The sequence below is a fragment of the uncultured Cytophaga sp. genome (assembly GCF_937863595.1).
Classification (GTDB): Bacteria; Bacteroidota; Bacteroidia; order Cytophagales; family Cytophagaceae; genus Cytophaga.
The window spans coordinates 1-18,378 of the sequence record NZ_CALMGQ010000126.1; the positions used below are offsets into that span (position 1 = coordinate 1).

Genomic DNA, 18,378 nt, shown 5'->3' on the forward strand with positions numbered 1-18,378 from the left:
CGGAGTACGGAGTATAGAGTACGGAGTACGGAGTATAGAGTACGGAGTACGGAGTTATGAATGTAGAAGTTTAGAGGGTAAAAAATAGTGGCTAGTGAAAAATAGTGGTTAGTGAACAGTGGTCAGTTGTCAGAAAAAAAAGAGAATTGCTAAAAGTGGCGGATTCCTCAGGCTGAAAGCCTGATACATCAAAGCTAGGGGCAGCGCCCCTAGTGGGGGTAAATGCAGTCAAAGACTGCAAAATGATACACACCAGACTGAAGTCTGGCGGGAGAGGGTGCGTTGTACTCTGTACTCTGTACTCTGTACTTAGTACTTTTTTTCACTGACCACTTTTTTCCCTATATTTATATTTCAAACAGCTATACTTTTATGTACCACACTACTATTGAGACGAGTTCCTTTTCGGAGCCCAAAATGCCATTATATAATAATCCTGGTATATATATTGATCCATTAACCGATTTCGGATTCAAATATTTATTTGGTAAGGAATTGAATAAGGACATTCTGATTGATTTTTTAAATAATTTATTTCAGGGTAAAAAGACTATCTCAAATCTTACGTTCAACAATATTGAAAAGAATGGAGAAGCGCTTGAGGATAGAGATGTTTATTTTGACCTACTGTGCACCGGCGATGACGGAGAGCAGTTTATTATTGAAATGCAGCGAAAGTTACAAACCAATTTCATGGATCGGTGTGTGTATTATACATCGCGAATTGTAAACGAGCAAGCACCTGCTGCCGGACAAAAATGGGACTACAAAATCAAGGGGGTATTCTTAATCGGAATACTAGACTTTGAATTAAATACACCAACTGGTGATCATTATTTAACGACCGTCCAACTTGTAAATCTGAATACAAATGAAACTTTTTACCCTAAATTAGGGTATCTATTTTTAGAATTGAGTAAATTCGATAAGCAAGTTCATGAACTTGAGAACGATTTGGAACGTTGGTGTTATGTATTGAAACATCTGCACCGCTTAAACCAAATGCCTACGTATTTAAACAAACGGGTATTTAAACGCATCTTCAAACTTGCTGAAGTAATGAATCTTAAACCTAAAGAACGCGCCATGTACGACAGAAACCTAAAAGCCAAAAGAGATTACGAAAATACCATCGACTATGCCGTGGAGGTAGCTGTGGAGAAAGCGGTGGTGAAAGCGGTGGAGAAAGAAAAGTCTGAAAAAATATTTATGATAAATCAAATGTTTGTGAATGGCTTATCGATGGAGATGGTGTGCAAAATCACGGGGATGGCCGCGCAGGATATAGAAAAGATTGTTCAAAAATAGTTGACAGCTACTAGTTTTTAGTTTCTAGGTGCTAGACGAGGGGAGACATAATTATGAGTTATGAATGAGAGAGTACGGAGTACGGAATTATGAATGATAAATTATGAGTTATGAATGAAACGAAAGTGGTCAGTTGTCAGAAAAAAAAGAATTGCTAAAGTTGGCGGATTACTCAGGCTGAAAGCCTGACACATCAAAGCTAGGGGCAGCGCCCCTAGTGAGGGTAAATGCAGTCAAAGACTGCAAAATGATACACACCAGACTGAAGTCTGGCGCGAGTGGGCACTGATCACTTATTCCAATACTTTGTACTCCGTACTTAGTACTTAGTACTTTTTTTCACTGACCACTGTTCACTGACCACCGATAGCTTCAGATGTTATACTTTTTTAATCATTTTTCAATCCGTATAATCACACGAATCATAGTTCAGACATCAAAGCTAGGGGCAGCGCCCCTAGTGGGGGTAAATGCAGTCAAAGACTGCAAAATGATACACACCAGACTGAAGTCTGGCGCGAGTGGGCACTGATCACTTATTCCAATACTTTGTACTCCGTACTTAGTACTTAGTACTTTTTTTCACTGACCACTATTTAACTCTCCTTCCTATTCATTACTTGAAGCAACTTGCGATTCCAACTTTCATAGACTGCATCCATTTGAGTTTCTAAAGATTTTAATTTTTCTCTTTCACCATTCAATTCCTTCCAATAATTGGCTATTTCTAAATCCGTGTCTGGATTGCGCCCACTTATGGTAAATAGAACACGCGCTTTAAGGGTATAAAAAATGGGTGCAATTCGAGAAAAATATTTTCTACGAATGAATTGTACTTTTGTTTTTGCAAAAGCACCATTTTGATACGTACAGCCAATGGTATCCAATAAACACCTAAATATTCTATCGGGTAAAGATTCGCTATAATACAACCAAGGTTTATATGGAGAGACAAAATGGTAATTGATGTCTCCTAATAATTTAACATAATCTGTAGTAGCAGTATACGATATTTTTCGAGACAGTGTATTCCAAGATGGATCGATAAAAACAACGTCATTATACAGCATTGCATTTAATGCGCTTTGATCGTGATAGGTACATTGTTCGGGATGTTCCGTCAAATACGAGAGGGCTCTTTTCATCACGTCCTTTTTTTGTTCGGATTCTAAATCCAATACCAAAAGACCTGCATTAAAGTACGGGGCTGTAGGTTCAATTCCTAATTCGGCACAAATAGAACAATCCATATGCATTTGAGCAACGCTGGGATCTACTATGGCTGCTGCAGTTTTGCCATTGAGTGGTACAGCCCACAATTCCACTATATCTTTTGTAAACAGAATATCTGTATCAATATAAATAACTTTTTTCTCTTGTATGAGTGATGGAATCAAGAGTCTTACATAGGTCATCATGCTACCAAAAAAAGCAGGAAAGCTTGATAGACTCGTAAGATTTGGTTTAATAAAGGCAATCGTTACCTCTTTCGAGATGAACGTTATCGTTCTTTCTAAATCCTGTTTATTTTTTTCTGATATTCCTCCATCAATCACATACATATCTATTTCCATAGAAGAACTACACAGAAGCAATGAAGTAATTGTGCCTGCTAATCCTGGATAGAATTTATTATCACAGGTAAAAACCAATTTTATTCTATTCATCGTTTTAAATTTAAATTCGGATACAGCAATTCCTATTTTAGTATTCTGTAACACGTGCTTGTTCGAAAAGGCACAAGCAGGGCAAAAATCATGTACTTAGGTAGCAACGAAAATACAATCCGCAGCTTTTTTACCACTCAACAAACTTTGATCGCTCCATAGGTACCCCCATTCACCAAACCGTCCTGCATAGAGAATGCCTTTGGAATCAAGATAATTATGTACGGTTTGTGTGGCAGTCTTATGATGGTGATCAAAAATAACATTTCCATATTCAACCTTCCGATGATCTGTAAGCATTATATCTGCTCTGGTACAGATATTCATTTCTACAAGCTTTAAAATAACATGCGCTATCAATTCTTCCGGATGAAGATTCAACGACTTATGTTTAGAAGAATATATTTCAAATTGCAAGGAGCTACATCCTTCTGGAACATTGTCGATTGCTTTTAAACTCGGTGCATACGCTCTTGCAGGAAGAATGTCTTCGTCGTACATATAAAACCAGAGGTACTTAGGAATATCCGGCTTGCTAAAACCAATGGACACAAGGTCGACAGATGTCCAACTGAGTAGTTCAACAGCAGCCTTTACTTCATCTGGCACATTCGATAACATGGGAATTAAAACCGGCAATGGAAGTGTTGAAATAATTTTATCGTAGGATACTTCTTCGCTTCCGGAGAATGTTAATTTCTTTGATTCGGTATGTATGGAACAGACTTCCGATGAAGTTTGAATGCTTGTTTCTTCAGCCATTTTTTTGAGAAAGGACTTATAGCCCCCTTCAATCGGATAACGCATTTCGGATGCATAATATACATGTGCCGTTTGTTCTGTAAATGCGCCTCTTAATACTTCCTCAATACTTGGTTTATACATTCTACTGCCTACCCAATCCGTAGATAGATCCCTTGCTTCAAGCGTCCAATATTTTCTTGTATACGCTTTAGGGAAATGCTCTGTGAAATACGTTCCGTATTGTGCAAACAACCAATCTTCGTAGTTTTTTATTTCAGTCGTTTCTGCAGCATGTTCGTTCGTTACAAAATCGCTTATTATTTTTATTTTTTCTTCAGAACTCAGTGGGAATAAATTATTCTGAGCGGGATGTCTAAGCCAATGCCCTTTGTAAAAGTTTGAGGATTCTGGTTTGTGAACATGATACGCTGTTGATTCAGCAAAAAGATTCTGAACATATGCGTCTTTTGTAAAAGAGAGATGTACACAATGATCAAACGTAAATGCGCCAATTTTAAAATGATCCAACAAGCCTCCCCATGTTGCTCGTTTTTCAAGAACTACATTTGGGATATTTCTTTTATTTAAATGATACCCTGCTGAAATACCAGCTATACCAGCACCTAAAATATAGATCATGCGTTCCTGTCGTTTTTTATTGCGTATTTCAAAATACAAACGCTACAAGCTAGTATTCCTACTTATATATAAAATCAATATTCTTTTTGCAGAAATTCATGCTTCGCAGTTACAATCTGATTTGCAGGTATGGATTTGTAAATCAAATTATTTGCACCGATAACAACATTGTCACCAATCTCTACATTATTTAAAATTATGGTATTACTTCCGATCCAGCAATTATTACCGATCCGAACTGAACCAATAGAATATCCTTGATCTTTTATTAATTCATCTTTTGATTCATACTTGTGATTGTGATCATATATACGCACGCCTTCGCCCAATAAGGTATTTGAACCTATATACACTTCCCCCATACAATTGATCGAGCAAAACTTATTCATAAACACACCATCTGAAACAATGAGCTTTCCGTTTTTTGATACCACGAAAGAACAGTAATTTTTAATGATGACATCTTTACCTATAACAAATGAGGCATGTTCATTTTGAACCCGTAAATCAAAATACCGTTCAAATTGAAACGTACGATCGATTACAACATTCTTATTCACTATTTTATAGTGATTTAGAAGAAGTTGTTTCTCTATTCGAATAAAAAAACCATATAGTTTACTTACTATTTTTCTGAGTAGATAGTTCATACAAATTTTTTAATCTTCATGTATATATACTTCACTAAAAAGAAGGATACGTATTTACTACCGCTCTCTTTGATTAATAAACGGGCAACCTTTCCATTTCGTCTTCTGAATTGACTCATGCCGAATTCGTATAACTCATATTGTTTCCTTTTAATCGTATCCAATAAAAAGGGCAAACAAAAATGAAACGGTTCATAATGGGTTAAACTTTTAATAAAATTCAGTGTTTGTACTTCCGTTTTTCCATCATCAAAATCTCGACTGGTTTGCCCCGAATGTACTCTAAACTTAGTTAAACTTTCCTCGATAACATATATATCACCAATTAACAAAAGTTTGAACCACAATTCCCAATCGGCCCAAAGGTTTGAAGCTATATTGAAATTACCAACAGTTAAATCGCTCCTCTTAAACATAACCTGTGTGGGCGAGCCAATCCAATTAAAGGATGCAATAGATTTTAAGATTGCTTCCGTTCCCTTTATTAATCCAAACGTAACTGGAGGTGTGTAAGTTTTTTCTTCTGATCCAAATGTAGTATAAGAAGATGTTATAAGCGATAGCCCTGGATTTTTTTGCATTATGTCAACGTATTTAGAAATCACGTCTGCATGTAATACATCATCTGCATTTAAAAATTTTATATACTCCCCCTTTGCATAGGACAAACACGTATTCCAATTGCGTAGCATGCCAATATTTGTAGTATTTTTATATATAACAAGATTGGGATGCGACTGGTATTTTTCCAACACCTTCAAGGTATTATCCGTTGAATGATTATCTACTAAAATAATTTCACAATTTTTATACCTTTGATTCAATGCAGAATCTAACGCCTCTTCAATAAAAGATTCCATATTGTATACGGGTATTAGAATGGAAACCAAGGGTTGGTATTGCATAGGATATAAATTTGTATTGCGTTTATTTTTTTCAGCTATGTATTTTAATAGGGTAAAGATAAGATATATTTCCATACAGAAATATGCCATGATTTGGTACGTTTAGGCTCACAAATATCTTTCTTTTTACAAACGAGCTGCGCAAACTACCAACCATTTAGTCTAAGGCATACACCGAACACGGCTAAGCACTAGATAATGAGGTTACCCTTCACTTCTTATTGAACACATTCCCTTGAATCTTCTCATATAGATACTTAAATAAGAATAACGATATATAAGAGCTACCACTTGCCTTAATTAATACACGAGATGCTCGTATATTTCCTCTTCTTAATTGACTCATGCCATATTCGTATACCCAATATTGCTTTCTTTTTATCGTATCCAATAAAATGGGCAAACAAAAACTGAATGGTTCTGCACGTGTCAAACATTTCAAAAAAATCAGCGTTTGAATTCTTGATTTTCCATGATTAAAATCTCCAGAGATTTGATTGGCGTGTATTCGATATTTTGTTAAACTTTCCTCGATAATATATAAGTCACCAATCAACAAGAGCTTGAGCCACAATTCCCAATCTGGCCAAAAATTAGAAGCTATATTGAAATGTCCTATACTTAAATCACTCCTTTTAAACATAACCTGTGTAGGCGAGCCAATCCAATTATGCGATTCAATAGATTTCACAAGTGCTTCTTTACCCTTTAGTAAGCCAAATGCAACAGGAGGTACATAGGTTTTATGCTCCGTTCCAAATGTTGTATAGGATGCTGTTACCAAGGATACAGTCGGAAATTCTTGCAGGATGTGAACGTATTTAGAAATCGCATCTGCGTCCAATACATCATCTGCATTTAAAAATTTTATATACTCCCCTTTTGCATAAGACAAACAGGCATTCCAATTGCGCACCATTCCTATATTACTAGCATTTTTATAAACAACAATATTGGGATGCGATTGGTATTTCGACAATACCTTCCATGTATTATCCGTTGAATGATTGTCTACTATAATGATTTCACAATTTCCATACCCTTGATTCAATGCAGAATCTACCGCTTCTTCAATAAAAGATTCCATATTATATACAGGTATCAGAATCGAAACCAAGGGTTGATTTTGCATATTATATAAATTTGTATTTACGTCTAATTTTTTCTGGTATGTATAGGAGAAACTCTTTTCGCAATACAACAAACCAAGCAAAGAACATCAGTACCATACCTATAATTAGTCCAAAAATAATTATGCTAAGCCAGTTGCCTCCTACATATTCAAAATAATATTTAGCCCCTATATAACAGACTCCGGCAAAGGGCGTAAAATATGCAATAGGAATTAAAACAGGTTTCAAATAATCCCAAGTAGGTATATTAAATGTCTTCATGGTCTTGTAGGGAATAAACCAAGAAGTAGTGATTGCGCTAGCGAATAAGGTTGCGGCAATGATGCCAATGATACCGTATTTTCTGCCCAAATATAGAGACAGTCCCAAATTCAGTATTGCTTCTAGGATTGCCCAAACACTTAAACTTTTGATATCTCCCGAAGAATTTAAACATACCGCACTTACATTGCTCATAGTTAACAATACCATTAATACGATGTATATGCCTAATACGCCCCATCCACTAAAAAAATTAGCTCCAATCCAAAGTTCAATAAACGGTTTATCCAATACGCCTATTAAAATAACGGCACATACAATGATGGTCATTTGCAACAACATCAGTTTGTTGTGAATAAGCGCCATATCCTGTGTTGCGTTATTTTTAAAGCGTTCTACCAGTGCAGGGAAAGAACTGTTTGTAACACGAAATACTGTTTGAAGGCACAACTCTGGCAAACGCAATGTAATGGCATAGATGCTTACAGCACTAAGCGAAACGAGGGAGCCAACTAAAATACGATCGGTTTGAAATACAACTTGCACCGCTAACTGTATTAAAAAGGTATACATACCAAAACGAAACATCTCTTTAAAAACACGTGACTTGAAAAATTGAAACCGTATTTTAAGAAAAGGGTAATGCTTCAGAATAAAATAAACATTGATGGCAACGCTAATAAAAATGTTCAAGCCATTCGCGATTACAAATGCCCAAAGTCCAATTTCTTTCCATGTTATTAGTAGTATTAACGGAAGTACAATGGAAATTAAATTAGAAATAAAACCCAAGGTATTCGATAGTACCTGTCGTTGATGCGCATAGAAAATACCTGCGATTGCTTTCAAAGGAAAATTGATCAGCATAAAAACTCCATACGAAATCAATATATCATTCAATACCCCATTAAACTCTGTGGGTATATCAAATACCATCGGTACATAAGGCATTGCGAGTAGAACCACTGCAAAGGATAAAATACCTATAAGCACATATACAAAAAACGAAGTAGAAACCACGTGATTGATTGCAATTCTATTTTCTTCTTTTTCAATGTCTTTAAAACCTGCCAGCTCTCTTGTAATGCCTGCACTCAAACCCAAATCCATGATATAGACATAGGCAATAAGCTGAATGATTACCGTATATAATCCATATCCTTCTTTGCCAAGAATATCAAGGTATAATGGGGTTGTCCATAATGCCAGAAAAATGTTAATGATCATAAAAAACTGTGAAGAAAGTACTCCCATCACAGCCGATCGAACTCTTGACATAGTATTATTTTATAAAATCTTTCATTACCTGTACGATGTATGCATAATGTGCTTCTTCCAATCCGGGCCACACGCCCAACCAGAACGAACGATTCATTACGGTATCTGTATTTTTAAGGTCACCAACAATGCGGTGTTCTACCTGCGCATACGCAGGCTGTTTGGTAAGGTTCCCAGCAAATAAGAGACGTGTGCCTATTTTCTTTTCTTCTAAGTGTTTTGTTAATGCCGTACGATCTATTTTACTACCCTCTCTGATGGTGAGTAAAAAACCAAACCAGCTAGGCTTGGAATCTTTTGTAGGCTCGGGTAAAATAAAATGTTCTTCGAGTGGTTGAAGCAATTTATACAAGGTCGCATAATTTTCTCTGCGGCGTGCAATAAAGTGATCTGCTTTTTTCAATTGGCTGATACCGATTGCCGCTTGCATATCCGTTGCTTTTAGGTTAAAGCCAATATGGGAATAGGTATACTTGTGATCGTAGCCTTCTGGTAAGTCACCTAATTGCTGGGAAAAGCGTTTGCCACAGGTATCGTCCTTACCGGGTGCACACCAGCAATCACGTCCCCAATCGCGGAAGCTTTCTACAATCTTTTTAAGTGCAGGATTATTGACAAGCACTGCGCCTCCCTCTCCCATGGTAATGTGATGGGCTGGATAAAAAGAAAGTGTTGCAAGATCTCCAAAAGTGCCTGTTTTCTGCCCCTTGTATTCTGCTCCTAAGGCATCGCAATCGTCTTCGATCAACCAGAGATTGTATTTCTTTGCCAATGCCGTTACCACGCTTAAATCAAAGGGATTCCCTAAGGTATGCGCCATCATGATGGCTTTGGTTTTAGGCGTTATTGCAGATTCGATGCGATCTGCAATGATGTTGTAATTGGGAATATCAATATCAATAAATACAGGAATGCAACCGTATTGTATAAGTGGATTGATGGTAGTCGGAAAGCCTGCAGCTACAGTAATCACTTCGTCTCCGGGTTTCACCTGACGGTCGCCTAATTTGGGAGAGGTCAATGCATAAAAAGCGACGAGATTGGCGGATGACCCCGAATTAACCAGATAGGCCCAACGTGTTCCTGTCCACTTAGCCAATTCTTTTTCGAATGTCTCTCCAAATCGGCCTGTCGTTAACCAGCCATCTAAGCTAGCATCTACAGCATACAATAAATCATCTGCTTCCAATACTTTACCTGTTACGGGTAAATAATCATGGCCTGCAATCAGTACTTTTTTAGTATTGTTTGTCGCAATCGTTCTAAGTTGGGACTCTAAATCCGAATTAAAGTTCTTAAATGACATCGTTATTGAATTACGTATTCGTTTATACCTTGGCTTAAGGTTATTTGTGGCCGCCAAGAAGTATGTGCTCTTATTTTATCTGTTGCTAGACTTAGCACAGCCATGCTTTGATCTGTTTTCGAAACGTCGCCAAATGTAATATTGGCCTTCGGTTGAATGTGTGCAACAACCGTTTCTACTAGGGTACGCACAGAGATGGAATCTGTCGGTGCTACATTATAGATTCCCGCTTTTAAATATCCTTGAAAGATTTCAATTAACAAATCAATTACATCGCTTACATGAATGTACTGCCGTATCTGCTCTCCAGAAGAAACGTGTACAGGTTTATGTTCTTGCAATTGTTTTACAAGATAAGGAATCAATCTATGTTCATTTTCGCCATGGCCATAGATAGAGGCTAATATTAGATGATAGTGCTTGTATCCCAAAGATGCTGAATCAATAAACTGACTTAACATTCTTTTAGAAAGGGCATATTCATTTGCTAGTGTATGTGTTGAACACATGACTTCCTTCTCTTGAAAAGCCCTTACGTCTGTATTGTTTCCAATTTCAAAATACGTTCCAAAGGTAATCACGTTTCCCTTAAAGCCCACTTCTTCTAAGTACAGCAACAAGCGAATGGGTTCAAATACATTCACTTCATATATTAAAGCGGATGTGTAAGTTTTTGAAGATTGAATGCCTGCCCCTGCACAATATAGGATGGTATCACTATTCAGTAAACTTTCATAATTCAATTGCTGTGCTGGCAATCGAAAATCAAATGCACGTTCTCTTTCAGAAAGCAATTCGATATTGGAACCATATAGTTGCAGATTAATAGACGTATCGACAAGCAACTGCTTGCGAATGCGGGTTGCAAGAAATGAATTTGCGCCTATGATTGAAATCGTTTGCATCTGTTAAAATACCTTAAGAAAAATACGCAATGATTTGTGCATCGGTCACCGCACGTATGTCTGCTTTGTGCTCCTGATACCATTCCACTGTTTTTGAAATAGCTGTTTCTGCATTCCAACGTGGTTTCCAAGTTAACTCGAGTTGCGATTTGGTTATATCTAAACGCAGCAATCCTGCTTCGTGCGGGGCATTTGGATTGATCTGCACTTCATATTGTCCACTACCCCATGTATTCAATACCAACTGTACCAATTGTTCCACCGCTAGGGTATCTTCTGTATGTGGACCAAAATTATATGCACCAGCGAATTTTATAGGATCTTCGTGTTGTTTCTGTGCTAATTGTAAATACCCAATGATGGGTTCTAATACATGTTGCCATGGTCTTACAGAAGCAGGGTTGCGAATAATTACTGTCTGCTGTTGAAAGAGTGCTTTTATGATGTCTGGTATTAATCGGTCGGCAGACCAATCTCCCCCACCAATTACATTGCCTGCACGTGCTACCGAAATAGATTTTTGATGGCTCGCGTAATTCCTTGGATTAAAAAAAGATCTGCGGTAGGATTGTATGACAATTTCAGCTGCTGCTTTACTGGCGCTGTAGGGATCGTATCCTCCTAGTTCATCGGTTTCACGATAAGGATGTATCCATTCTTTATTTTCATATACTTTATCTGTTGTAATACACACCAAAGTGCATTTCTTCTCCAACAAACGTACGGCATCCAATACATGTGCCGTTCCTATTGCATTTACATGAAAGGTTTCGGCAGGTGTGTTATAGGATTCGCGCACTAATGGCTGTGCAGCTAAGTGAAAGATGAAGTCGGGTTGAAAAGAAGTTATTTCTTGTATTAAATATTTTTTGTCAGAAATATCGCCAATCACAGAATGCATCGTTGATGGATAGTCCAACAAATCGAATAATCCGTTGTGATAGACAGGTGCAAGTGCATAGCCTTTCACTTGAGCTCCTAATAATTGCAACACACGAACCATCCAAGATCCTTTAAATCCGGTATGTCCCGTAATAAATACTTTTTTTCCTCTATAGGTTTGTTCTAAGCTATTTTTCAATTCCATAGCTTCCATTGTGCTTGTCCTGAATTCCAATCTTCTTCCAATTCATTTTTATCGCGTAAGGTATCCATTGGTTTCCAAAAACCTTCGTGACGAAAGGCTGCCATTTGTCCTTCGGCTGCTATGGCTTCCATGGGTGCGCGTTCCCAAATCGTAGCATCTTCTTTAATATAATTGATTGCTTCTGGTTCGCACACAAAGAAACCGCCATTGATCCATGCACCATCCCCTTGCGGTTTTTCATAAAAAGAGGAAACAGAATCGGTATCATCAATACTTAAAGCACCAAATCTACCTAAGGGTTGAACAGCTGTAACGGTTACTAATTTTTTATTTTTCTTATGAAAATCTACGAGCGCTTTTATATCTACATTACCAACACCATCCCCATAAGTAAGTAAGAATGGTTCGTTATTTAAATATTTCGCTGCACGTTTGATTCGACCACCTGTCATGGAATCTATACCAGTATCCACTAAAGTGATTTTCCAAGGCTCAGCGTGCGAATTGTGTACTTCCAATTTATTTTCTGCAATGTCTATCGTTACATCGGATTGATGTAAAAAATAATTCGCAAAATACTCTTTGATTACATATCCTTTATATCCCAAGCAAATCACAAATTCATTGTAGCCATAATGAGAATAAATTTTCATGATATGCCACAAAATTGGTTTCCCTCCTATTTCAACCATGGGTTTTGGTCTTAAAGAAGTTTCTTCTGAAAGCCGAGATCCCAAACCACCTGCAAGCAATACTACTTTCATCGTTTATGTTAAGATTGATTTCATTTAAAATTTAATTGCAACAGGCAATACGTACACATAGTATGTATCTGGTCTGTATTATGCTAGAATATTGCATTTGATTCAGCCCCTCCCAACTGCAACGGACGTGTTTGAAATAAGGTTATCTTTTTTATGTCAAATACAGAAAAAGCGCCTTAGAGTACAAGCTAATAAAATGATTGCCCAGTACCATATATTCATTTTATTGAAATACGCAGCACACGTCGATAGTTCCTGTAAAATATGTAAAAAAATCCAAATTTAATAGAAAAACAGGGTTTCAATCCCGTATGGCAGGAATAATGATGAATGATGTCGTTTCCTTAAGATAAGAGGATAATGCATTCATGTATTTAATTTTAACAAAGGTCAGACCATTTTTTCAGTTGTTCTGACCACTGCGAAAATGGATAATCAGCGCTCAAAATTTTCTTAACTAAACGACATTGAATTTGCAATCTCGAACTTTTCTGGCGCCAGTCTCGACTTTCCTACACGCTACTATTTCCAATAGCATAACATCCAATAAAATAGCACCATCAAACAGCAAGCGGACTGGTGTCTATTAATTTTGTAGTCTTTGACTACGTTTTTTAACTAAAAACAGTGGTCGGTTGTCAGATTTTAAATGAATTAAATTTGACATATTAAAAAAAACGTTTTAAAAATCATTTCTAATCATTAAAATCAAAAGAATCATAGTTCAGACAATAGAAATTTGGCTGTTCGTGATTCATAATTTATAATTCATAATTATCTAACATTTTCCTCGCCCAAATCTCTGGTGAAAATTCCTGTATGATTTCTTTTGAACGGATTCCGAATTGATGAAGCTTTGTATCTGTTAACGTATTTAATTGATTCAGCTTTTCTGTAAGTTCAGATTCGTTATATGGATCAAAGGAGAATCCATTTTGATTTTCAACCAATAAATCTGGAATGCAACCGCAGGTGTTAGAAAGTAGGATCGGCAAGCCTGCTACCATGGCTTCGTTTACAACCAATCCCCATGGCTCGAACGTACTTGGCAATATAAAAGCTGTTGCTTGGGCATACAATTGCGGAAGTTCGTGATAGGTAAGCCACCCGGTTAAAATAACTTTTTTATCCAGTGCATGTTGATCGATGTACGTTTGTAAGGATGTGCGCAAAGGTCCATCCCCAACCAATCGCAAAATATAGTTTTCTGACAATACAGATTTTTCAAAAGCCTGTATTAAGGTCAATAGATTTTTTTCATCACTGTAACGTGCTACACACAAAAGTTCTTTTGGACTATTCTTCTTCGTATCCAACGCCTTTTCAAAATGCGCATTGTCTACCACGCTATATCCTGAAATGATATTGGCTGGTTTTATGTGATAGTTTTTTGTGAAGTGTTGGTACGCACGTTTGCCAGAAACAAAAAACGTGTCGCCAAGTGTTTTTAATAAAATGGATTTCAAAAAGTCTTTTGCCTTACCTCTGCTATACCAAGATTCTGAAAAAATGAGCGTAGAAATACCTGTTAATTTTGCATATGCTAAAAACAGATGGTACTCTGTTCTGCCATAAGGCATGGCAACAAAATCAATATTATGTTCTTTGAGTATTTTTCTAAATATCTTAAAACGATGCAATATATCTGGTTGCTCCGCAGGCTTTGTAGACAATACGGTATGACTTGAGTTTGCGATGCTATCCCATTTATATAATGCATCGGTACCAGCTAAATCTGCAGTATATACGGTTGCGCCAGTCTGCTTTTCTAACGCTTTTACGCGAGAGAGATGATAGTCACCAATGCGATCCCAAATGAGTAAGATGTTTTTATTCATAATTTTATGTAGGAAATAGTGGTCAGTGGTAAAAAAGTGGTCAGTGGAATGAATTATAAGTTATGAATTATAAATTATGAATGGAGTGATTATTGTTCGTATTTCCGCCAACAATACTTCGTTCTGTGAGTCACAGAACGAGGATGAGAAAGAAAATATCGCAATGATCGATTGTGGGTTATTTATTGTTTTTCAAATGTAGTTAAAGACAACAACAAGAAGCCACGAGTCACGCTTCGCTATAGATTCGCGCCAGAAATAACCAGAAACATTCCGCATTAATAAATAGTAGCGTAAACCAGTTGTTGGTAAACTGCGTGAATAGTTGTTCGCTATTTTTAAATTTATGCGGGCCGAAACACCAACAACGGCGTAAAGAGATTTGCAGGTTGTTGGCCGCTGGCACAACAACGGGTAGATTTGCGAAAACATTTGAATTATTCTACTGACCAATATTTTTTACTTTACACTTTTTACTTTTTACTTTACACTTTACACTTTTTACTGACCACTGATCACTGACAACTGTCCACTTATTTTCACTTTTTTCCTGTCCACTAATTTTTAATTTCTATTACTTCAATCAGCCTTTTCGTAAAGTTTTCCAGACTAAAGTGCTGCACGCGTTCTAAACATCGCGTGCTATATGATTCCAGTACTGTAGGTTCTGTAAGTATGCGTTGCAGTATTAAAGACAATGTTGCAGCATCTATGTGTTCCATTATCCATCCGTTGCGTTCTTGTTCTACCACTTCGCCGCAACAGGTGGTTGAAATGACGGGTAGTTTCCATGCCATCGCTTCAAGTTGTGTTAAGCCAAAGCCGTCGGAGAAGGTTGGAAATAGGAATACATCTGCTTGTTGGTATTCCAAGTCTGTTTGTTCTCGAGTAACGATGCCTTTGTAATGCACATTCGGCAAATCGAATTCGGATACATCCAATTCATTTCTACCTACAAAGATAAATTCAATTGGTATGTTCTGAAGCTGTTTTGCTGCTTCCAAGACTATATGAATACCTTTTCGTAAAGATAATGTACCTAAGAACAAGCAACGTAAAGGACGCTCTTTTGTAAAACTAGTCGGATAGTGACGTTGAAATAGTAGATGTTTGGATTCTACTGAAAAGGGCAATGGAATGATAGCAATTTTAGCTGCGTCGATACCTTGTTGAATCAAACCAATTTTACTCCAGTTTGAATTTACAAAAATACGATCGGACAAAGCACATTCCTTTCTCCAATTTTCCCAATAGCTTTTTGGTGCGCATTCCCAGGTGGTATTGAATCTATTTTCTTGAAGCAATTTCGCAACGCGTTCTTCTTCTTCAAAGCCGGGATCAATTTGAAACAATACTGTTTTCATTCCCTGTTGTTTTGCAAATTCAAAACAGAGCAATGACGTATATGAGATCCCTAATACAAGATCTGCATCGGGTATATTCTTTAGTTTCTGAAGAGCTAGAATTTCGAATTTCTGATCGCGTAATAAAGTAGAAGTCCACGAATACGTATGCTTCAAACGCAGCTTTAATTCAAATACTAAAAACCGAAAACCAAACGATTGTACTTTTCTTTTTGGAATGGCTTCGTGATATCTACCTGCTAATGACTTTAGGGCTGTTTGTGGAATCTTAGTAAATAGTTTTCGCAACCAAGATTGTTTTACCCAAGTATCGGTTATGAGCACATGTAATAACCCTGCATCTTGAAGTGCACGTGGTATAAGGTAATGTGCACGGGCCCCAATGTGGATGCAGATAACGTTAGGCTTCTTGTTCATCTCGCAAACGTTTACGCACATACTTTTTGTACTGATACACAAATACAATAATGGGCCAATAACTCATTAATACAATGGCTACGTCGCCCGCCAAATCACCACTACGGAAGATTGGAATAAGGGCGGTTAATAAGATACCAATTAATAAGTAAGATAAATCAGACTCATACGCAGACAATTTTCGATACAACCAAGATAAAAAATATGCCCACAATACTGCAAAAATAGGAATGGCGAGTACACCTCCTTCTGCGTAAAAAACCCCATATATCGTTGGTGAGAAGCCAATCGTAATAATTTCTAAGCCATACTTTTCTTGATAATTCTGGAACCATCCAGCTAAGGGTTTGCTTGACCATATGCTACGTGGAATAGGCCTAAAGATTATATTCAAATGTTCGATTCCGTAGGTATGATCCAAATACTTGGGATATACTTGGTACATCATCATAAAGCCATCTATAAAATTCACATCATCGGATTCTTGAAGACGTTCGTAACTTTCACCGTACAATTCTTCTGAACTTAATTCAGCCGCCTCTTGATAGCGCATCACCCGAGCTGCAGAAAAAATTACTAGAATACAAAACATGCCCACAACCATCAAATAAAGCTTATATACTGGCTTAACATTTCGCACTAAAAAATACCCAACGGGTATCATCCACCCTAAAAACTGAAAGCGCAACTCCGAACTATACGTGATGTAACCTATAGCCAAAAAACCAATTAGATAAAGTACCTTATCAAGAAATCTAGTTTTATTTGTATTGAGAAAGATTAAAAACATCAATAAAATAAAGGAGCTGTTTGCCAATTTTGACAGCAATCCATAACTGTCACTTATACTGGAAGAAAATACAAGTTGAAATACAGAGAAAAAAGAAAGTCCAATTAGAATGATCGTTTTTTTTGATAAAATAAAGTCTTTTAAATAATCATTTGTATCGTTCAGTCTTACCTTGATAGGCTTGTATAGAAGCATGAATGTATACATCATCACCGTTGATCCCAATAAAATAAGATGGCTAATTTCGTAGGCCATTTCCATGGTAAACTCAAAGTCAATTTGATAATTAAAATGAATAAATTGGCTATAGCCAAGTTCTAAGGATATAATTCTATATTGAACCAAAGCATTAAAGAGAGCAATAAAAATGGGAATCTCACATCCTTTTTTCAGATAGAAAATGACGGAAACAACCAAATTAATTCCTAATAATATATAAACAAAATCTTGAATCATGTGTATTTATGTCATCAAATGAAGAATTATTATCTTAAACGAACCGCTATTTATTAAAGATTTTAGATGTTATTTTCGTATAATAATATACTAAATAACGTATATACCTGAACCAAAATTGAAGCCTTTAGTTAGCATGTATTTTATCATATTCTTTTTGCTTGAGTCTGATTAAAATGTAACGTGTAAAACATGACATGTAAGTCTTACGATTTACTCCATAAGGATTTTATACCGCTGAACTGTATTTTTAAAATACTTTATCCATATAAAAGAAGAACTCCCCAACTTTTAGACAGACAAAGCTAGGGCTACCATCTGTAAAACACCTATTTTTTACCTTAGTAGTGTTTTGCACTGCATACATGGTAAGCGGAATCATATTTAAAACAACTCTCCTGGGATGCGCTTTAATAAAGTTGTTATAATAGGTTTCTAACGTAAGATCCGAAGATTCCTTTTGATATAAGTTCATCACAAAAGAACAAAACTCTTTTTAGACATGCAAGGCAATAAAATTTGTGTACCTAAAAAAGCTGCATAATGTCATGCCAACATATTTGTATGTATCTGCCAGAAGTTGAACATCTTCATACATCAATATATGGGAATCTAGATACAAGCAACATTGAATGCACATCCATTCAAATGCTTCAGAATTTGCATTAAAATATTTATAACCATCAACACTCGTATTTGCTTCATTTTCATATGCATATATGCTCTATATAGGGCTCATGCCTCTTCGTTTCATTAGAACCTATCAAATAGACTTAATCTTTGGGTACGAATGCTTGAGTTGGAAAAGCGCATTAAATATACAAGTACTATTCCCTGTTTGAATTAACACAACTGGTATCTTAATA

15 protein-coding genes are annotated in these 18,378 nt (G+C 36.5%); 1 reads left to right on the top strand and 14 read right to left on the bottom strand.

The annotated features are described in order from the left end of the window. Positions 1–372: 372 nt before the first annotated feature. Positions 373–1,308: an Rpn family recombination-promoting nuclease/putative transposase gene (locus Q0543_RS10945; protein ID WP_299252662.1), complete on the top strand. Its 936-nt coding sequence runs from the start codon at positions 373–375 to the stop codon at positions 1,306–1,308. Positions 1,309–1,904: 596 nt separating this feature from the next. On the opposite strand, the gene Q0543_RS10950 is transcribed toward Q0543_RS10945, so the two are convergent. The 14 genes from Q0543_RS10950 to Q0543_RS11015 all read right to left on the bottom strand — a co-directional run bounded on the left by Q0543_RS10950 (position 1,905) and on the right by Q0543_RS11015 (position 17,987). Beyond that, positions 1,905–2,975, bottom strand: coding sequence for a glycosyltransferase family 8 protein (locus Q0543_RS10950; protein ID WP_299252665.1), 1,071 nt, complete (start codon positions 2,973–2,975; stop codon positions 1,905–1,907). 96 nt (positions 2,976–3,071) lie between these two features. Then, positions 3,072–4,358 (bottom strand): FAD-dependent oxidoreductase, encoded by a 1,287-nt coding sequence (locus Q0543_RS10955; protein WP_299252668.1) that lies wholly within the window; start codon positions 4,356–4,358, stop codon positions 3,072–3,074. Positions 4,359–4,432: 74 nt separating this feature from the next. Next, positions 4,433–4,918: an acyltransferase gene (locus tag Q0543_RS10960; protein WP_299252671.1), complete on the bottom strand. Its 486-nt coding sequence runs from the start codon at positions 4,916–4,918 to the stop codon at positions 4,433–4,435. Between the two features lie 86 nt (positions 4,919–5,004). Continuing rightward, positions 5,005–5,988 carry a glycosyltransferase gene (locus Q0543_RS10965; RefSeq protein WP_299252673.1) on the bottom strand — a complete coding sequence of 328 codons (984 nt, stop codon included), beginning with the start codon at positions 5,986–5,988 and terminating at the stop codon, positions 5,005–5,007. Positions 5,989–6,124: 136 nt separating this feature from the next. Next, positions 6,125–7,045 (bottom strand): glycosyltransferase, encoded by a 921-nt coding sequence (locus Q0543_RS10970; protein WP_299252675.1) that lies wholly within the window; start codon positions 7,043–7,045, stop codon positions 6,125–6,127. A 1-nt stretch (position 7,046) separates the two neighbouring features. Then, a complete protein-coding gene (locus Q0543_RS10975; RefSeq protein ID WP_299252678.1) occupies positions 7,047–8,585 on the bottom strand; it encodes an oligosaccharide flippase family protein in 1,539 nt (512 codons plus the stop codon). Between the two features lie 4 nt (positions 8,586–8,589). Then, positions 8,590–9,891, bottom strand: a complete 1,302-nt coding sequence (rfbH, locus tag Q0543_RS10980; RefSeq protein ID WP_299252681.1) for a lipopolysaccharide biosynthesis protein RfbH — start codon at positions 9,889–9,891, stop codon at positions 8,590–8,592. A 2-nt stretch (positions 9,892–9,893) separates the two neighbouring features. Then, on the bottom strand, positions 9,894–10,796 hold the full coding sequence (locus Q0543_RS10985; protein ID WP_299252683.1) for an NAD(P)-dependent oxidoreductase: 903 nt from the start codon (positions 10,794–10,796) through the stop codon (positions 9,894–9,896). A 13-nt stretch (positions 10,797–10,809) separates the two neighbouring features. After that, positions 10,810–11,883, bottom strand: coding sequence for a CDP-glucose 4,6-dehydratase (gene rfbG / locus Q0543_RS10990; RefSeq protein WP_299252685.1), 1,074 nt, complete (start codon positions 11,881–11,883; stop codon positions 10,810–10,812). Further along, complete coding sequence (rfbF, locus tag Q0543_RS10995; RefSeq protein WP_299252687.1) at positions 11,874–12,647, bottom strand: glucose-1-phosphate cytidylyltransferase; 774 nt, start codon at positions 12,645–12,647, stop codon at positions 11,874–11,876. The genes rfbG and rfbF overlap by 10 nt, the downstream gene beginning before the upstream one ends. Positions 12,648–13,408: 761 nt before the next feature. Then, positions 13,409–14,485 carry a glycosyltransferase family 4 protein gene (locus Q0543_RS11000; RefSeq protein WP_299252690.1) on the bottom strand — a complete coding sequence of 359 codons (1,077 nt, stop codon included), beginning with the start codon at positions 14,483–14,485 and terminating at the stop codon, positions 13,409–13,411. 557 nt (positions 14,486–15,042) lie between these two features. Further along, positions 15,043–16,266, bottom strand: coding sequence for a glycosyltransferase family 4 protein (locus Q0543_RS11005; protein WP_299252693.1), 1,224 nt, complete (start codon positions 16,264–16,266; stop codon positions 15,043–15,045). Continuing rightward, positions 16,250–17,512, bottom strand: coding sequence for a hypothetical protein (locus Q0543_RS11010; RefSeq protein WP_299252696.1), 1,263 nt, complete (start codon positions 17,510–17,512; stop codon positions 16,250–16,252). Before Q0543_RS11010 ends, Q0543_RS11005 begins: the two co-directional genes overlap by 17 nt. A 250-nt stretch (positions 17,513–17,762) precedes the next feature. Then, complete coding sequence (locus tag Q0543_RS11015; protein WP_299252699.1) at positions 17,763–17,987, bottom strand: hypothetical protein; 225 nt, start codon at positions 17,985–17,987, stop codon at positions 17,763–17,765. Positions 17,988–18,378: the final 391 nt, after the last annotated feature.

Coding starts and splice junctions, on each gene's coding strand:
- Q0543_RS10945 (WP_299252662.1), top strand. CDS start 373: ATGTACCACACTACTATTGAGACGAGTTCCTTTTCGGAGCCCAAAATG.
- Q0543_RS10950 (WP_299252665.1), bottom strand. CDS start 2,975: ATGAATAGAATAAAATTGGTTTTTACCTGTGATAATAAATTCTATCCA.
- Q0543_RS10955 (WP_299252668.1), bottom strand. CDS start 4,358: ATGATCTATATTTTAGGTGCTGGTATAGCTGGTATTTCAGCAGGGTAT.
- Q0543_RS10965 (WP_299252673.1), bottom strand. CDS start 5,988: ATGGAAATATATCTTATCTTTACCCTATTAAAATACATAGCTGAAAAA.
- Q0543_RS10970 (WP_299252675.1), bottom strand. CDS start 7,045: ATGCAAAATCAACCCTTGGTTTCGATTCTGATACCTGTATATAATATG.
- Q0543_RS10975 (WP_299252678.1), bottom strand. CDS start 8,585: ATGTCAAGAGTTCGATCGGCTGTGATGGGAGTACTTTCTTCACAGTTT.
- rfbH (WP_299252681.1), bottom strand. CDS start 9,891: ATGTCATTTAAGAACTTTAATTCGGATTTAGAGTCCCAACTTAGAACG.
- Q0543_RS10985 (WP_299252683.1), bottom strand. CDS start 10,796: ATGCAAACGATTTCAATCATAGGCGCAAATTCATTTCTTGCAACCCGC.
- rfbG (WP_299252685.1), bottom strand. CDS start 11,883: ATGGAATTGAAAAATAGCTTAGAACAAACCTATAGAGGAAAAAAAGTA.
- rfbF (WP_299252687.1), bottom strand. CDS start 12,647: ATGAAAGTAGTATTGCTTGCAGGTGGTTTGGGATCTCGGCTTTCAGAA.
- Q0543_RS11000 (WP_299252690.1), bottom strand. CDS start 14,485: ATGAATAAAAACATCTTACTCATTTGGGATCGCATTGGTGACTATCAT.
- Q0543_RS11005 (WP_299252693.1), bottom strand. CDS start 16,266: ATGAACAAGAAGCCTAACGTTATCTGCATCCACATTGGGGCCCGTGCA.
- Q0543_RS11010 (WP_299252696.1), bottom strand. CDS start 17,512: ATGATTCAAGATTTTGTTTATATATTATTAGGAATTAATTTGGTTGTT.
- Q0543_RS11015 (WP_299252699.1), bottom strand. CDS start 17,987: ATGAACTTATATCAAAAGGAATCTTCGGATCTTACGTTAGAAACCTAT.